The sequence below is a fragment of the Kineothrix sp. MSJ-39 genome (assembly GCF_018917935.1).
Lineage (GTDB): Bacteria > Bacillota > Clostridia > Lachnospirales > Lachnospiraceae > CAG-194.
Genome location: NZ_JAHLPN010000005.1, coordinates 53,185 through 70,982, shown reverse-complemented (window position 1 = coordinate 70,982; position 17,798 = coordinate 53,185). Strand labels below are relative to the sequence as shown.

The window sequence follows — 17,798 nt, the reverse complement described above, 5'->3', positions numbered from 1 at the left end:
TATGAAGAAGCAAGATAATTTTTTGGAATATATTCCGAAGATCAAAGAGGGAATAAGCTGGAGGCTGGAAAAAGACCATGTCATCATTGCTATGGAAAACAAAGGTCTGGCGAACCGCATTGCACAGCTTTGTTTTGGCAGACCGAAGGTCAGCCATATCACGCTGGAAGAACTGGGCAGCTTTATCTGGCAGCAGATCGACGGAGAGAAAAGCATCCTGCAGATCGGTGAACTGGTGCAGGAAGCCTTTGGCGAGAAAGCGGAGCCCTTATATGAAAGACTGGCACAGTATATGAAGATACTGTATGGAAAAGGTTTTATTACGTTCCGTAAGGTATAACGTGCATATGAATGCATGTGAATAAAAAGAAAACCAGAATAAGAATCCCGGATGAAGCAGCCTGTGGCTGCTTTGTCCGGGATTTCTCTGTGATAGCATATATAATGCAAGCAACCGCATTCAGCGTGAGAGTGTACTATGAATATTACGTTCTTTTTGATTGGGTTGTAGATCTGGTAATAACTTGTATCGGCAAGAAATATGGATAAAAACAATACAAATCAGCGCATTTATTGCCGATAATATGGTATACTAATGAAAACAGACGTGGCTTAAAACTTTAAAAGGGAGGACACATATGCAATATCTTTCCGTGGCTGAGATGGCAAAAAAGTGGAATATATCGGAACGCAGCGTTAGAAATTATTGTGCACAGGGACGTGTACCGGAAGCCTTTTTGAAAGGGAAAACATGGTATATTCCGGAAAAAGCAGAAAAGCCCGAGCGTTCCAATAAAAAGGAGCAGTCGGTAACTTTGCTGGATATTTTGCAGGATGAAAAGGCAAACAGATATGCCGGTGGTATTTATCATAAGACACAGATCGAACTGACCTATAATTCCAACCACATGGAAGGCAGTCGCCTGACACATGATCAGACCCGGTATATATTTGAAACAAACACAATCGGTATCGAAAAAGAAGTACTCAATGTAGACGATGTGATCGAAACGGCAAACCATTTCCGCTGCATTGACAGCATCATTGACTGTGCAAAAACAACTCTTACAGAAAAGTTTATCAAAGAACTGCATCTGATCTTAAAGAACGGTACCAGTGATTCCAGAAAAGAGTGGTTTGTTGTCGGGGACTATAAAAAGCTGCCGAATGAAGTTGGGGGTATGGAAACTACACTTCCGGAAGAAGTTGCCGGTGAGATGAAGAAGCTGCTGGCGGCATATAACAGCAAGGAAGAAAAGACATTGGAAGATATTCTGGACTTCCATGTGAAATTTGAACGGATTCATCCGTTTCAGGATGGAAATGGGCGTGTAGGGAGACTTATCCTGTTTAAGGAATGTCTGAAATATCATATCGTTCCGTTTATTATTGAAGATGATCTGAAGCTGTTCTATTATCGTGGACTGAAGGAATGGGACAATGAGAAGGGGTATCTGACGGATACTTGTCTGACAGCGCAGGACAGGTATAAAGCATATTTAGATTATTTTAGAATTGCATATTGACAGCTCTGGTTTATGGTTATAAACTAAAACCACAATAGGTTTACAACTATAGACCGAAGAACCCGGAAAAGGAGAATGTCAAATGGAATATGCAAAATTATGTGACAGCGAATATCGTTTTATGTGTGTGATCTGGGAGGCAGAGCCGGTAAGTTCCGGGCAACTGGTTAGTTTATGCCAGGAAAAGCTGGGCTGGAAGAAATCAACAACTTACACCGTTCTCAGAAAGCTGTGTGAAAAAGGATATCTGGAAAATAAGGACACGATCGTATCAGCACTGGTATCCAAAGAGCAGATACAGGCAAAGGAATCGGAGGAGTTTGTGGAGAGAACTTTTGACGGATCTCTGCCCGGTTTTATTGCAGCATTTCTGGGGGGCAGAAAGATATCCGGTGAGGAAGCGGAAGCACTGAAACAGATGATCGAGGCACATAAGGAGGAATAGCAGATGGAATTCTTTATGACATTTTTACAGAGAAACGGAATTTTGACACTTGTGATCCTTGCTGTTTTACTGGTGCGTCTCATTTTGCGCAGACTGCCGAAAAAATACAGCTATCTGCTTTGGTCAGTGGTTGGTATCCGGATGCTGTTCCAGATACAGCTCCCAGCACGGTTCAGTTTACTCAGTATCTGGCATTTCCTGATGCAGCGGATCAGTGGTATCCGGTTTCTAACGGATTCGCCGAAGGTAACCATATCCAATATGCAAAGGCTAACAGATCTGCAGGCGGGCACGCAGAATCTGCAGCCGGCAGGGCAGCTTATTACAGGACAGACAGTGACCGGAGCAGCACAGGGACTGTCACAGGCAGGATCCGGACTGGGCAGCGGATGGAATCAGATTTTGCAGATCTGTATGTTTATCTGGATCGCCGGCGTGATCGCGCTGATGCTGTATGGCATTATTTCTTATTTAAAATGCAGGAGAATGACTGCACAGGCAGTACATATGGAGGCAAATATCTGGGAATGCGATCATCTGACAACTCCGTTTGTTCTGGGGATCATAAAACCGCGCATTTATATTCCGTTCCATTTATCTGTGGAAGAAAAGCCTTATATTCTGGCGCATGAAATGTATCATATCAGGAGAGGAGATCCGATTGTCCGGCTGCTTGCATTTGTATTACTGGCAGCTTACTGGATCAATCCATTTGTCTGGATCGCCTACTTTCTGATGATCCGGGATATGGAAATGAGCTGTGATGAAGCTGTACTTTTGCAGCTTGGGACACAGATTCGGAAAGCATACAGTAACTCCCTGCTTACTTTTGCGACAGGCAGAAAGCAGGTCACTTTCTCCCCATTGGCATTCGGAGAATCCGATACATCAGGACGTATTAAAAATATTTTGGACTTTAAAAAGCCGAAGGTGTGGGGCAGTCTTCTGGCGATACTGGCTGTGATACTGGCAGCAGTATTCTGTCTGACCGGTCAGAAAACAGAGGATGACACAAGCGCTTTACAGACAGCAGATGCTGCACAAAGTGAGCAACAGGTAACTGAAAATGTCCAGAATAAGAAAGCAGCAGAAGCAGCGCAGCAGGAGACGGAAGCTGCCAGACAGACGGCGGAACAGGCACAGCAGGAGTCGGAAACAACAGCAGATGCAGCAGATGCAGCCAATGCAGCAGAGCAGGCGCAACAGGATGCAGAGAAAGCAGCGGAAGCTGCTGCCGAGAGTGCACGACAGAAAATGGAGGAGCAGGTACAGGACATGATGGACAGCATTCTGGCAGAGCTTGACGGGGATCTCTCCAAGGCGTATCCGTGGGGCAACACTCCAAAATTTAAGGACGATGCCAGGGCACTCATCAAAATGGCGGAGGATCCGACCGGACAGTATGCGGCGTATGGTTTTCTCTGTGGGGAATACGGAAGTTATGGTATCCTTCTGAACAATAAGTTAAACGGTGAGGATAACTGGAATTATTTCTATACACCATGGGCTTATACCGGTACATCCGACTCAGAGCCGACCATGGAAAAAGCAGCAGATGGCTACAGCGGAACGTTTACCTTCCCAGCGCCTGCAAGTGATCCGGCAGACAGTAGCATACAGGTAAAAACATGGAATCTGCAGAGCTACGATACGGGAACGATTGAGATAGAAGATGTGACAAAGAGTGCGGAAAATGCGTTACTGTACGGGAATACCATAGCCGGACTGGATGATCAGACACAGTTTGCACTGGTTGATATCGGACTGGAGCATCCTGTGCTGTTTACCACAGAGCAAAGCTATACCTACGATACGGGCGTGCAGGCTGCTCTGGACTGCCATGTATATTATGTGATAGACGGTAGTGTAAAGGATCTGGGCAGTGTGGAAAGCGAAGGAACCGCATATCCTGTCAGCTATGGGCAGGGCTGTATCTATACGGCGGGAAATCATAGTGTAAGTAAATATGCGATCGATGAAACGACGTGTCAGCTTATCTGTGAGCAGAAGGATGACACCCGGTCCGAAGCAGATTTTAACAAGGCGATGGAAGCCTACCATGAATCAGTCCCGATCAGTTTTTCTTATGGCGCAGCCGAATAGTTACATTTTTATGATAAAATACATAGAAATGCAATTCGGAAGAATACTAAATACATAAGAAAACATAGAAAAGGAGAGAGTATCCGGTGGGAAAAGAAATACAGAATATGTTTTGTTTTCAGTGTGAGCAGACTGCGGGCTGTGATGGCTGCAGCGGAAAAGTGGGTGTCTGCGGCAAAACGGCGGAGGTGGCAAATCTGCAGGATGAACTGACCGGCGCGTTGATCGGGCTTGCCCGTTCTTTAAACGGAGCCGGAAAAGTAGAGCAGCGGACAAGTGATCTGGTGATCCGCTCATTGTTTGCCACACTGACGAATGTCAATTTTAATGAAGCATCCATAAAGGAAATGATCGCAGCGGTGCAGCAGGAAAAGGACAGCTTAAAGCCCGGCTGTAAGAGCTGTGCGAATCCTTGTGGGATGACCGAGGATCTGCAGCTTGGCAGCATCTGGACGGCGGAGGAAAATATCAGATCTTTAAAATCTCTTGTGCTATTCGGGCTGCGTGGTATGGCAGCTTATGCGTATCATGCCATGGTGCTTGGCTTTCGGAATGAAGAAGTAAACTATTTCATGATAAAAGCACTCTTTTTGCTGGGGGAAGAACTGACAGTAGAAGATCTGCTGCCCCTTGTAGATGAAGTGGGAGAAAAGAATCTGCTCTGTCTGGAACTGTTAGATCGTGCCAACACGGAAAGCTATGGAAATCCTGAGCCGACGGAGGTTCCGCTGAAGATCGAAAAAGGACCGTTTATTGTCGTATCCGGGCATGATCTGCTGGATCTAAAACTTTTGCTGGAGCAGACAGACGGTAGAGGCGTAAATGTCTATACACATGGTGAAATGCTGCCCGCGCATGGCTACCCGGAGCTGAAAAAGCATCCGCAGTTAAAAGGAAATTTCGGAACCGCATGGCAGAATCAGCAAAAGGAGTTTGCAGATATTCCCGCGCCAGTGTTGTTCACAACTAACTGCCTGATGCCACCAAAGGAAAGCTACGCGGACAGGATCTTTACAACGGAGGTTGTTTCCTATCCTGAGATGGTGCATATCGGAGACGATAAGGATTTTACACCGGTCATTGAAAAGGCACTTGCACTGGGCGGCTATCAGGAGGATAAGCAGCTTCATGGCATCAACGGTGGAGAAAAGGTGATGACAGGCTTCGGACATCACGCAGTGCTTTCGCATACGGCTGAAGTGGTGGAAGCGGTCAAAGCCGGAAAGATCCGCCATTTCTTTCTGGTGGGTGGCTGCGACGGTGCAAAGCCGGGCAGAAACTACTATACGGAATTTGTCAAACAGACACCGCCGGATACGATCGTTCTGACGCTGGCATGTGGAAAGTTCCGCTTTAATGATCTGGATCTCGGAACGATAGCGGGACTTCCGCGTATCATGGATGTCGGACAGTGTAATGATGCCTATGGTGCGATCAGGATCGCACTTGCGCTGGCAGAGGCGTTTGGCTGCAGTGTCAATGAACTGCCGCTTTCCATGGTGCTTTCCTGGTATGAGCAGAAGGCAGTCTGCATTCTATTGACACTGCTGCATCTGGGCATCCACGATATCCTGCTTGGTCCTACACTGCCTGCATTTTTGTCCGGCGATGTACTGGATATCTTAGTAAAGAACTATAATATCGGCAAAATTTCCACGCCTAAAGAAGATCTGGCAAAGCTGCTGCACGCTTGACATAAATTTTACTTTCATTTTACCGGTATGTGATATTGCATATTTCTTCTCACTGATACACTGAAGAAAGTGTATCAGACAAAGGAGAAGAATTATGAATGAAAAAGTACAAGTAATATTTGGTCTGGTGGGCGGTCTTGCACTGTTCTTATATGGTATGAACAGTATGAGCGATGCCCTGCAGAAAGCAGCCGGTGAAAAGATGAAAAAGGTATTGGGCTTTCTGACAAAGAATCCGATCATGGGAGCGCTTGCGGGAGCACTGGTAACAGCCGTACTGCAGTCCAGCTCTGCGACAACCGTTATGGTGATCGGTTTTGTCAGTGCAGGACTCATGTCGCTGCCACAGGCAATTTCCGTTATTTTCGGTGCGAATATCGGAACAACAATGACTGCGCAGTTAATGGCGTTTAAGATCAGTGATTATATTTATCCGATCATTTTTGTGGGCTTTATGCTGTTCTTCGCCTGCAAAAAAGAGAAGATCAAAAATATCGGTATGGTCATATTCTCCTTTGGTCTGTTGTTTGAAGGTATCGAAATCATGGGAAGCGTTATGAAACCGCTGGCAAGAAGCCCGATCTTTCTGGATCTGATGGGAAAGGTCAGTGATATACCGGTTCTCGGTGTGTTACTCGGCATGATCATGACACTTGTTGTACAGAGCAGTTCTGCAACCATTGCCGTTTTGCAGAATTTTGCCACGCAGCCGATTGCGGCAGACAGCACGGTCAGCGTAATAGGACTTGCCGGAGCGATCCCGATCCTGCTTGGTGATAATATCGGTACAACGATCACAGCACTGCTTGCTTCTATCGGACAGTCCAAGAATGCAAAGAGAACAGCAGTTGCACATAGTGTATTTAATATTACGGGCAGTATCCTGTTTCTGTTCCTGATCCCTGTACTGACAAAGTTTGTACAGTTCATTTCACCGAAAGGACCGGAAATAGAAGTGATCTCCAGACAGATCGCCAATGCGCATACAACCTTTAACGTCGTATGTACGCTGATCTGGCTGCCACTTATCCCGATCATGGTAAAGATCGTGAAATTTATCATCCGCGGAGAGGACAAACAGCCGGTTGTTTCTTATCAGCCACAATTTTTGGATGAACATCTGATCGGTCAGTCGGCAGTTGCCATGTATCTGGTATCCTGTGAGCTGACAAAACTCTGCGGTCATACAGCTGCCATGCTTTCCAATATGAAGCAGGTACTTTCCGACGGGAAAAACAAAGAACAGAGAAGCGAATATCATGCAGAATATGAAACTGTGAAGAAGCTGCAGGATCGGATTACAGATTATATATCCAAAATGTTTGCCGGTGGCAACCTGACGGAAACACAGGCAGAACAGACAGCCGGTCTTCTGGTCATCAATAATAACGTGGACAGGATTGCAGACCGTTGTCAGGAAATAAGCGGTTTTATTGAAAAAATGGAAGAAAAAGACAAGTATTTTTCTGAAGCGGCTGTTAAGGAATTAAAAGACTGTATGCAGATTCTGGAAAAACTTTTCGGAGGATGCGTGGAAGCTGTAACAGATGGGAACGAACAGGTGGCTGAAAAAGTAGTCATGGATAAACGTAAAATGACGAAGGCACAGAAGCAGAACAACAAGGCACATCTTGCCAGAGTCAAGAAAAAGACCTGTTCCGGTAAGTTGACAGCAACGTATTCCTCTATTCTATATAATATGGACAGAATGGCAGATAACTGCGCAGCAATCGCGGAGGAAGCACTGGAGCATATCACATTCGACAAGTTTGCCATCGAAAACGAAGAACTTGTAAGGGAAGGTCTGAAGGTTCCCGCAGCAGAAGGGAGTCTGGCATAGCATGAAAGGACAGAGAAAATTACTTTTACTGTTGCCCGCTTTCCTATTGCTTCTGACAGGCTGTGGACAAAAGACGCTTCCTGATCTGTCCCAAATGGGTAAGCTGCAGGTAATTTCCAGAGAAGACGGTTCCGGTACAAAAGCGGAATTTGAAAATCTGGTAAATACAGATGCATCAGGCACAAAAGAGATCGCAGCTTCCACAGAGGATATGATACAGCAGGTGGAGGCAGCAAAGGATGCGATCGGATATGTGGCATACAGCGCATTACAGGAGTCTGCACAGATCAAGGTACTTGCGATCGATGGAAGTCTGCCGACACAGCAGACGATAGAAGAAAGAAAATATCCGCTGACAAGAGAGTATTATGTGGCATATCCGGATACACTGTCCGCTGTTGCAAATGATTTCCTGTACTATGTACGGACAAAGGGACAGGAGCTGGTAGGAAAGTACTGCGTGCCTGTTCAGAAATCGGAAACATTTTTGTCAGATCAGTCAAAGGGAACGCTCGTGATACATGGTTCTTCCTCTATGGCACCAATGATGCAGGAGCTTGCAGCAGATTATGAAAAGCAAAATCCCAATGCGAAGATAGAGATCGAGGTGTCGGATTCCACGCAGGGTATCAACGATGTACTGCAAAACCGCTGCGATCTGGCGATGTCATCCAGAAGTCTGAAAGCATATGAAAAAGAGCTGTTACAGACGCAGGTATTCGGACGGGATGCGATCGCGGTGATCGTAAATACAGAAAATCCACTGGAAGAGCTTTCTAAAAAGAATATACAGAAAATCTATGATAAGAAATATGAAAGCTGGCAGGATCTGAATAAAAGATAGTAAAACGATCCCTTCTGTGTTACAATTTGAGTTAGAATTGACTAACATGTAACACGGAAGGGAGTTTTTTTATGGAAAACGGACAGGAAAGAAAACCGGATCTGATCTGCAGCTTGGAAAAGGAAGGGTTTCTTGGCAGTTTTTATCAGGGAGACCGTTATGTGGATAAAGCGATCATTTTTGTGGGAGGCAGTGGAGAACCACGGAATGTGGTAGAGGCAAGAGCTGCGATCCTGGCAAAAGAGGGCTACAGCGTGTTAGCAGTGGGCTACTATCTTTGGAAGCCGCTTTCCAGACAGACCGTAGCGATCCCACTCGATTATGTGGAACTGGCGATCGACTGGTTAAAAGAAAAATGTCCGGTAAAGGTAACCAAGATCGGCATGATCGGGCTTTCACTTGGTGCTGCCTATACGGCACTTTGCGGTGCTTATTTTCCGCAGATCAGTTGTGCAATCGTTGTTTCGGGCTTTGATTTTGTAGTGGAAGGCTGCAAAAATATGGTCATCAGACAGCATAGATCATATTTTACCCTGCATGGGGAAAATATACCGTATGAGCCTGCGGAGGCACTTTCCCACCTGCCTGCAACACTGAAAAAGTGGAAAAAGGATCCGCGTTACGGTTCCAAGGCAATGAACCGCTTCTATTATAATGAATGTTTTAAGAACCGGACAGATGCGAGCAGGATCAAGGTAGAAAACGGAAACTGCGACTGGCTGTTTCTGGCACCGGGCTATGACGATACATGGCCGTCCGATCAGGCGGTGAAACGTATGATACAGGTTCTGCGGGAAAAACAATACCCTCATCGTTATGAGTGTGTGATCTATGAAAAAGGCAGTCATCTGTTGGGTATGCCAAATGAAGCACTGGCAGCCATGGGGGATGTGGATAAATTGATGCGTATGCTTGGAAAATTTATTACAATGGAAAAGAAATACCCGAAAGAGTGCATGGAGGCAAGAGAAGAAAGCTATCAGAAGATCCTCTCATTTTTGCAGGAGAGTATGATCGACGGATAAATGGAAAATTCTGTTTCACATTTTTTACACAGACAGGTCAAAAAGACAACACAATTTGCCGGCTATAATAAGGACAGATAAAAGATGTGAAGGACAGGAGGAATGACCATGAGAAAAAGAACTCTTTGGACACTTGCAATGCTTACCGGCTGCTGCATTCTGGCAGGCTGCAGCAATCAGAGCACACAGACGGATACGGCGCAGCAGACGCAGGAGGAAAGCACTGCGGCAGACGAGAATACAGATCAGAATACACCGCCTGAAAAGCCGGACGGAGAAGCACCGGATGGCGAAAAACCGGATGGTGCACCACCGGATGGGCAGGCACCGGACGGAAACGGCCCCGGTGGAGAAAAGCCTGACGGCGCACCGCCGGATGGAAACGGAGGACCGGGCGGACAGAGTCAGGCACCGACAGAATACGATGCACAAAATACATATACGGAGGATGCAGCGGTAACGGGAGAAAGCATCAGTTCCACAGGGACGGATGAAAATGCGGTTCTGGTACAGAATGGTGCGACAGTTTCTCTTACAGACGTAAAGATCGACAGAACAAGTGATGCTTCCACAGGCGGCGATTCTTCCAGTTTTTACGGCGTAGGTGCAGCAGTGCTTACCACAGACGGAACGGTGAAGGTCACAAACAGCACGATCACCACAGATGCAGCGGGCGCAGCAGGCGTCTTTGCTTACGGAGATGGCGTGGCAGAGGTATCGGATACTACGATTACAACAGGGCAGGATACATCGGGCGGAATCCACGTAGCAGGCGGCGGAACACTGAAAGCAACCAATCTGACGGTAGAGACAAGCGGCGAGTCGTCAGCGGCGATCAGAAGTGACCGCGGCGGCGGAACCATGACAGTAAACGGTGGCAGCTATACCTCCAATGGAACAGGATCACCGGCAGTTTACAGTACAGCAGATATTACGGTGTCAGATGCAACACTTACCGCAAACGGTTCCGAGGCGGTCTGCATAGAAGGTCTGAATTCCCTGAAACTGACAAATTGCGATCTGACAGGCAATATGCAGGATCTTTCCCAGAATGACTGTACCTGGAATGTGATCTTATACCAGAGCATGTCCGGTGATTCTGAGGTCGGCAATAGTACCTTCAGCATGACCGGCGGCAGTCTGACAGCGAAAAACGGCGGTATGTTCTATACAACCAATACAGAAAGTACCTTTTATCTGTCAGGTGTTGACATGACTTATGCGAAGGATAATCCGTTTTTCTTAAAATGTACCGGAAATGCCAACCAGAGAGGCTGGGGTGAAACAGGAAAGAACGGTGCTGACTGCAGCTTTACCGCAGAACAGCAGGAAATGCAGGGTAATGTGATCTGGGACAGCATCAGCCAGCTTGACTTTACGATGAAAAGCAGCACATTGACCGGTGCTTTTGTGCAGGATGAGAGCAATGCGGGAGACGGCGGTGACGGTTATGCCAATCTGGTGATCGACAAAGATTCGACATGGATCGTGACAGGAGACAGCGTACTGACCAGTCTTACAAATAACGGAACGATCACGGACGCAAACGGAAAATCCGTGACAATACTTGACACGAATGGTAAAATACTTGCGAATGGTGAAAGCGAGTATACCATAACGGTAGACTCCTTGACAGAATAAAAAGGCAGAAGATATAAGGAGCAAATAGAAAAATGAAAAAATGGGAAGGCATAAAAACAGAGCGCGGTGCGGAGATCTTACTGATCCTGGTACTGGTTGCCAGAAGTACATCCTTTGTGATGTCGAAGGTCACAATGAATGCGATGGATCCGTTTAACCTGCTGGGAGTCAGATTCCTGCTGGCGTTTCTGCTTCTCTGCATCCCGTTTGGGAAAAGGCTTGTGAAGATCAAAAAGCGTACTTTGCTGAAAGGAATGCTGGTCGGACTGGCCTTTTTCTGCGTCATGACAGCAGAGCTTTTTACGCTCCGACTGACAGCCTCATCTACCTCTTCCTTTTTGGAAAATATGGCGATCGTATTTGTACCGATCTTTGAAGCGGTACTGTTGCGCAGACTGCCAAAGGCAACCAGCATTATCGGCGTTGTGGTGGCGATCATAGGCATCGGATTCCTGACGCTGGGCGGTGCAGGAATGTCTTTCGGAAAAGGAGAATGTCTGGGCGTGTTATCCGGTATTTTATATGCGATCGCGATCATTACAACAGACAGACTTTCCCACAATGATGATTCGCTGCTGATCGGAATGGTACAGGTCGGAACGATCGGAACACTTGGCATGGCAGCTTCCTTTTTGTTTGAACAGCCGACGCTGCCACAGGGACAGATGAGCTGGCTTATGGTCATCTATCTGGCAGTTGTCTGTACGGGCTTCGGTTTTACCCTCCAGCCGGTGGCGCAAAGCCGCCTGACTGCGGAACGGGCAGGACTGCTTACCGCAGTAAATCCGATGAGTGCAGCAGTGATGGGCAGCATTTTTCTGAAAGAAAGACTGGGTGTAACGGGTCTGATCGGTGCTGCACTGATCATAAGCGGTATCATCATATCCAAGGATCTTTTCCATAAAAAAGCACAGGCTTCTTCGTAAAATCTGCAGGAACTTTTTGAAGATTTGTTTAAGATTCCTTTTTTCGCTAGGAATTTTAAGAAAGGCATGCTATGATTTCGAAGGGTGATAAAGATGAATAAGGATTCGATTGAAGAAAATAAGGCAATACAGGATGGGCTGGAACGCTTTTTGGATGAAGAGCTGGCAGGTGTCCGCAAGGAACAGGTGGCACCGAACAGAACCATTATATATAACGAAGAGCCAAAGGAAAAAGAACTTAAGACTGAGTTTGCCACAGAAGTAACGCCAAAGAGGAAGGCAAGCTATGAGAGAAGGTCCGCAGGAGGATATACAGCTACGGCGGGACAGCCGGAACATAGAAGCAGCATGGGCGAGAGACAGACAAGCCATGCTGCGGATGCGGTAAGCAGGAGAAGAATATCGCAGGAAACGGACAGATATCATAACACAGATCGGGAAGAAACTTCACGCCGGAGACAGGAAGATGTTTCCGACCGCCGCAGTACAGCATCTGAGAGAAAGCATCAGGCATATGAACCGCCTGTATCTGAAAATAAGAAGAAACAGCATAAAAAGTCCAACAGAAAAGCCGATAAGAGACAGAAAAAGAAAGACGGCAAAAAGAAGGACAAGCTGTCCAAGCCAAAGAAAATACTGCTGATCCTCGGAATTGTGATTCTGGCACTTTTCCTGTGGTGGTATCTGACCATGGGACGGATCTACCATAAAATGAATTATGAAAAGTCGGATGAACTGGCAAGCGGTTCTTTAAAGGATCAGGGCGTGATCAATGTGCTGCTGATCGGAAACGATTCCCGTGAAAACGGAGAAGACGGCCGTTCCGATGCGATGATTTTGATCTCTATCAGCAATAAAACAAAGACGATCCACATGACCTCTCTGCTGCGTGATATGTACGTGGACATTCCGGGGCATGACGGCAACAGGTTAAATGCGGCTTACGCTTATGGCGGGCCTGCGCTTTTGTGTGAGACGATCAAGCAGAATCTGGATATTGAAGTAAACAGATATGTACTTGTGAACTTTCAGGCATTTGCAAGTCTGGTAGATGCAGTCGGCGGCGTAGATCTGGAAGTGACGAATGAAGAAGTCCAGTGGATCAATGCATATTTGAATGAATACAACCTGCTGGAAGGAAAAGAGATGACGACCGATTATCTGGATACCTCATTAAGCGGGGAAATCCATCTGAACGGTCCACAGGCACTTGCTTACAGCAGAAACAGATATATCGGAACGGATTTCGGCAGAACGGAAAGACAGAGAAAAGTACTTTCAGCCGTTATGAAAAAGCTGCCGCTTGCCATGGCAACCAATTCAGGGGAACTGATAGACGGTCTGTTCCCGAATCTGACAACCAACCTGACACAGACGGAAATGTATAGCTTATCAACGCAGGCAAGTAAACTTCTGACCTATGATGTGGTACAGAGCACCGTTCCGGCAGAAGGTACTTATTCCAATGCCACGATCCGTAAGATGGCAATTCTGCAGGTTGATTTTGAAGCAAATAAGAAGCTTTTGAAGCAGGAGATTTACGGGCAGGAGGAATAGCATGGAGAAAACATTCAAGGAAAAATATCTGGCACATGAAGTGGAGCTGGAAGCAATCGATGATTACATCATTGCATGGAACAATTCCGATACAAAGGAGACACTGGCAAAGTTTCTGGGTCTGAACAAAGAGGAAGAAACCGCATGGGTGGAAGACAGTGACGATGCCCTCTTTGATCTGTTGGAAGCACAGAGAAAATAACAGGTTATATTTTGAAATGCAGAATATAGTAGACAGAATCAAAAAAGATTTGCAAAAAAACGGGATAGGATGTGCTGCGGTAGTGGCATGTCTTATCCTTTTTGCGCTTATTTTCCAGGATGTATGCCCGGTGCAGATCCTGTATGGACTGCCATGCCCGGGCTGCGGACTGACAAGAGCAGGTGTATTGCTTCTGACCGGACATTTTGCAGCGGCATTTCAGATGCATCCGTTTATTTACGGATGGGCAGTGCTTCTGTTGTATGTCCTGTTCTGCCGCTATATCAAAGGCGGCAAACCAAAAGGAGCATTACAGTTTATGATCATTCTCATTGCCTGTATGCTCCTGTTTTATATCTATCGTATGATTCGGTATTTTCCGGATGTGGAACCGATGACCCGCAAGGACGGGCTGCTCCTACACTGGGATCCAGACAGAAACTGATCTGCCGTGAACAGGGAAGGTACCGTTTCCGTCCGCATCGATTGTTACCATATGGCGATAGCCGAATAACACATCAAAAAACTTCTGTCCACTATGCTGCTTCCCGACATACATAGTCTTCTGGGTGTCATTTTTGGAAGAAAGGATACAGGCAAGCCCTGTATTTGCATCTTCTGCAAGCCCTTCTCTGGTAAAGCCGATACAATGATAATCATCGAAGTAATCATGCTGCTGTCCGTAGGCATGTGACTGGCGGACAGAGATCAGATTGGTAAGCGCCTTGCCGACCGGAGATACATTCTGGGACGGAATACCGTAGCAGTCTCCGTAAAAGACACACGGATAGCCTGCCTCGCGCAAGAGGATGAGTGCATAGGCAAGCGGCTTAAACCAGCTTTCCACAAAAGAACAGAGTGCCTGCCCGGGTTCTGTGTCGTGGTTATCAACAAAAGTAACTGCATTCTGCGGCTTTGCTGCAACAAGACTGCCATCAAAGATTCTGCGCAGATCATACCCTTCACTGTCCTTGGATGCGTAGTGGAAGCTGAAATGCAGCGGTACATCAAACAAGGAGAAGGCATAGTTTGTCTTTTCCAGATAGGCTTCAAGTGCCCAGCATTCTCTGTGCCAGTATTCGCCGACCGTAAACAGCTCACGATTCGCATAGCTTCGCATGGCAGGGATCCAGTCACGGTAAAAATCATAATCGATATGCTTTACCGCATCCAGACGGAAGCCATCTACCTGTGTCTGATCCAGATACCATTTGCCCCACTTTGTCAGTTCACTGATCACCTCGGGCTCGTCAAAATCAAGATCAGCTCCCATCAGATAATCATAATTGCCGTTCTCGGAATCTACGTCCTTATCCCAGTCTTTTCCCTCAAAGAGATAAATACTGTTTTTTTTCTGTTTATCATCCCAGTCTACGCCGTCAAAGCATTTGGAAGTCCAGACAAAATCCGAATACTTACCTTTTCTTCCCGGGAAATTAAAAACTGTCCAGGCCGTGATCTGTTCTTCGCCTGTTGTTTCCTGCTCTCTGTTTCCTGTATTACATTCTTCGGCATTTAATACTTCTGTTCCGTCAGCACCGATCTTGTGGTTCAGTACAATATCAGCATAAACATCAATTCCGCATTCCTGACAGATGCGGATCGCAGCCAGATATTCAGCTTTTGTGCCATATTTGGTAGCAACACTGCCTTTCTGATCAAATTCACCGAGGTCATACAGATCATACACTGCATAACCGACACCGTTTGATCCGTAGGCATCTTTGTAAGCCGGAGGTAACCAGACTGCGGTAATACCTGCCTCTGCAAGGGCAGGCGCTTTTTCACTAAGTTGCTTCCATAAAGAACCGTCGGATGGCAGATACCATTCGAAATATTGCATCATTGTTCCGTTTTTCATCATTTGCCTCTTTTCTCTATATTTCACTAAACTATTTAACGAACCGGAATTATGCATCCCTGCTCCATCTGCCGCTGGCACCGCATGGCAGAACCAGACCGGATCTTGTGACCGGCAATCCAATTTCATCCGCAACAACGTGACCACCGAGCTTCTTCGTCAGTACTGTATTTAACATATAGGAGAGAACTGCAGGCTGTAGTCCCGTCGTGTAGGAATTGATCAAAAAGAAAACCGGATCCTTGGACAGTACCTTGGAAGTCAGTTCAATGAATGGAAAAATACTTTCTTCAATCTTCCAGATCTCGCCCTTGGGGCCTCTTCCGTAAGACGGCGGATCCATGATAATGCCATCATAAGTATTGCCGCGCCTGATCTCACGTTCTACAAATTTGGCACAGTCGTCTACCAGCCAGCGGATCTTATCGCCGGGAATATTGCTTGAAACCGCATTTTCCTTTGCCCACGTAACCATTCCCTTGGAGGCATCGACATGTGTGACGTTTGCACCGGCATTTGCTGCGGAGATCGTGGCACCGCCGGTATAAGCGAACAGATTTAATACTTTCAGTTCTCTGCCCGGATCCTTTTCTTTTGCTGCCCGGATCTTCTGGGCACACCAGTCCCAGTTTACCGCCTGCTCCGGGAAAAGTCCCGTATGCTTAAAACTGAACGGCTTGAGATGAAAGGTCAGTTCCCGGTAGGAGATCGTCCATTCATTTGGCAGATCAAAAAACTCCCACTGACCGCCGCCTTTGACACTGCGATGGTAGTGTCCGTTTTTCTGTTTCCATTCTTTGGCATCATGTCCTGTGCTCCAGATGACCTGTGGGTCCGGACGCACCAAAATATAATCACCCCAGCGCTCCAGCTTTTCGCCGTCTGAGGTGTCCAGTACTTCATAATCTTTCCAATTATCTGCTATCCACATGGGTGTAATCCTTTCTGTAACGGAATATCATGATATCATGGCTGGTTCTTTTTCAATCGCGCGATCTCTGCCTGCAGAGCTGCGATCGTAGTTTCTTTCTCGGCAAGAGCATTTTCTTTCTTGGTAAGGGAATTCTCTTTCTCGGCAAGCGAGGTAGTCTGCTCTGCTACAAGCGCCTGCAGATCCTCAATCTCTTTTTGCTTTTCATCGATCATATAAAAGGCTGTATTTCTGTCTAAAATCGATAATGCTTCTGAATACATATAGATCAGCTCCTTTGGATCCTTTCGAAATTCTGCTATGTCGTGATATAAGTCGATAAATGCCGGATAGGCGGATACAAGGTTTATGATATCCTCCGGCTTATCAGAACTTAGAAAAGTTAACCATGCATCTAATTTGTTAGTTATATTGTGGACTACGCTTTTGAAAACGTCAAGGGATATGTAAATGTTTTTAGACAGATGACGGACATCAGCGCCGCTGTCATAAGACCGGATTTCCCGATGGATATAAGCGGGAAAGGTGCTTTTGAATTCGGAACTGCTCTGTTCCATCAGAATGATGATATAGATCGGTTTCAGATCCTGATAAGTAAAGGATTTTCCCTTCTGCGCTTTGATGCGGTTATACTGACGCATGATAAAATCGGAAGCATAACAATCACTGCGCTGCCCCGGAAAATGATAGCCGATCTTTTGCATTTCAACGTCAATGATCTCGCCATCGGTTGTTTCGATAACGATATCCATCATAACAAAAGTGCCGGTGTCAGACAGTTTAACGCCTTCTAAAGGGAGTATTTGAAGTGTTTTGATCTCTTTTTGCAATATACAGGATAAAAAATCCTGAATACGGTTGGGATGCAATAAAGGATCAAAGATCTTCTTGAAAAAATTATCGTAGGTGATCAGAAGACCGGAAGTGCCCTGCAAAAAGGAAAGCAGTTTTTCATAAGAAGTGGGGGAAAGCTGTTTTAGCCTGTCCTGCGTGGTGTAGTCATTGGGAATCAGGGAAAGAGCCTGTTCTCTGCTGATGGGTTGTCCCAATATGTCCGTAAGAGATGGGAAAATACCGGATGTGTTGTTCATAGAATACCTCCTGATGTGAAAATAAGATTTGTAAAATGAAATGATATTATATAAAGAAATAACTGTGAAGCTCATTGTAACGTAATATGACGGAAAATGCAAGAAAACTCTG

Annotated in this window: 16 protein-coding genes; 13 read left to right on the top strand and 3 right to left on the bottom strand. The window is 46.2% G+C overall.

What is annotated here, in order from left to right:
* Nucleotide 1: 1 nt before the first annotated feature.
* From KQI22_RS05040 to KQI22_RS04980, 13 genes are all read left to right on the top strand, one after another.
* Nucleotides 2–340, top strand: a complete 339-nt coding sequence (locus tag KQI22_RS05040; protein ID WP_216550980.1) for a PqqD family protein — start codon at nt 2–4, stop codon at nt 338–340.
* 298 nt (nt 341–638) lie between these two features.
* The gene (locus KQI22_RS05035; RefSeq protein WP_216550979.1) at nt 639–1,526 is read left to right on the top strand and encodes a Fic family protein; all 888 of its coding nucleotides are present in this window, start codon (nt 639–641) and stop codon (nt 1,524–1,526) included.
* A gap of 82 nt (nt 1,527–1,608) precedes the next feature.
* Nucleotides 1,609–1,971 (top strand): BlaI/MecI/CopY family transcriptional regulator, encoded by a 363-nt coding sequence (locus KQI22_RS05030; RefSeq protein ID WP_216550978.1) that lies wholly within the window; start codon nt 1,609–1,611, stop codon nt 1,969–1,971.
* Between the two features lie 3 nt (nt 1,972–1,974).
* Nucleotides 1,975–4,074, top strand: coding sequence for a M56 family metallopeptidase (locus KQI22_RS05025; RefSeq protein WP_216550977.1), 2,100 nt, complete (start codon nt 1,975–1,977; stop codon nt 4,072–4,074).
* A gap of 107 nt (nt 4,075–4,181) precedes the next feature.
* Entirely contained in the window at nt 4,182–5,768 is a 1,587-nt protein-coding gene (gene hcp / locus KQI22_RS05020) for a hydroxylamine reductase (RefSeq protein ID WP_216551041.1), read from the top strand.
* 94 nt (nt 5,769–5,862) lie between these two features.
* The gene (locus KQI22_RS05015; RefSeq protein WP_216550976.1) at nt 5,863–7,608 is read left to right on the top strand and encodes a Na/Pi cotransporter family protein; all 1,746 of its coding nucleotides are present in this window, start codon (nt 5,863–5,865) and stop codon (nt 7,606–7,608) included.
* 1 nt (nt 7,609) lies between these two features.
* Nucleotides 7,610–8,452, top strand: coding sequence for a substrate-binding domain-containing protein (locus KQI22_RS05010; protein ID WP_216550975.1), 843 nt, complete (start codon nt 7,610–7,612; stop codon nt 8,450–8,452).
* A 71-nt stretch (nt 8,453–8,523) separates the two neighbouring features.
* Entirely contained in the window at nt 8,524–9,477 is a 954-nt protein-coding gene (locus tag KQI22_RS05005) for an acyl-CoA thioester hydrolase/BAAT C-terminal domain-containing protein (protein ID WP_216550974.1), read from the top strand.
* Nucleotides 9,478–9,585: 108 nt separating this feature from the next.
* Entirely contained in the window at nt 9,586–11,118 is a 1,533-nt protein-coding gene (locus KQI22_RS05000; RefSeq protein WP_216550973.1) for a right-handed parallel beta-helix repeat-containing protein, read from the top strand.
* 32 nt (nt 11,119–11,150) lie between these two features.
* Complete coding sequence (locus tag KQI22_RS04995; protein ID WP_216550972.1) at nt 11,151–12,044, top strand: DMT family transporter; 894 nt, start codon at nt 11,151–11,153, stop codon at nt 12,042–12,044.
* A 93-nt stretch (nt 12,045–12,137) separates the two neighbouring features.
* Nucleotides 12,138–13,601: an LCP family protein gene (locus KQI22_RS04990; protein ID WP_216550971.1), complete on the top strand. Its 1,464-nt coding sequence runs from the start codon at nt 12,138–12,140 to the stop codon at nt 13,599–13,601.
* Nucleotide 13,602: 1 nt separating this feature from the next.
* Entirely contained in the window at nt 13,603–13,803 is a 201-nt protein-coding gene (locus KQI22_RS04985; protein WP_216550970.1) for a hypothetical protein, read from the top strand.
* 16 nt (nt 13,804–13,819) lie between these two features.
* Nucleotides 13,820–14,248 carry a DUF2752 domain-containing protein gene (locus KQI22_RS04980; RefSeq protein ID WP_216550969.1) on the top strand — a complete coding sequence of 143 codons (429 nt, stop codon included), beginning with the start codon at nt 13,820–13,822 and terminating at the stop codon, nt 14,246–14,248.
* On the opposite strand, the gene KQI22_RS04975 is transcribed toward KQI22_RS04980, so the two are convergent.
* The 3 genes from KQI22_RS04975 to KQI22_RS04965 are packed head-to-tail and all read right to left on the bottom strand — an operon-like array spanning nt 14,222 to nt 17,686.
* On the bottom strand, nt 14,222–15,664 hold the full coding sequence (locus KQI22_RS04975) for an alpha-amylase (protein WP_253293513.1): 1,443 nt from the start codon (nt 15,662–15,664) through the stop codon (nt 14,222–14,224). The two genes, KQI22_RS04980 and KQI22_RS04975, sit on opposite strands and share 27 nt — an antisense overlap.
* Before the next feature lie 49 nt (nt 15,665–15,713).
* Nucleotides 15,714–16,595, bottom strand: a complete 882-nt coding sequence (locus KQI22_RS04970) for a class I SAM-dependent methyltransferase (RefSeq protein ID WP_216550967.1) — start codon at nt 16,593–16,595, stop codon at nt 15,714–15,716.
* 35 nt (nt 16,596–16,630) lie between these two features.
* Nucleotides 16,631–17,686: a PD-(D/E)XK nuclease family transposase gene (locus KQI22_RS04965; protein WP_216550966.1), complete on the bottom strand. Its 1,056-nt coding sequence runs from the start codon at nt 17,684–17,686 to the stop codon at nt 16,631–16,633.
* Nucleotides 17,687–17,798 lie beyond the last annotated feature (112 nt).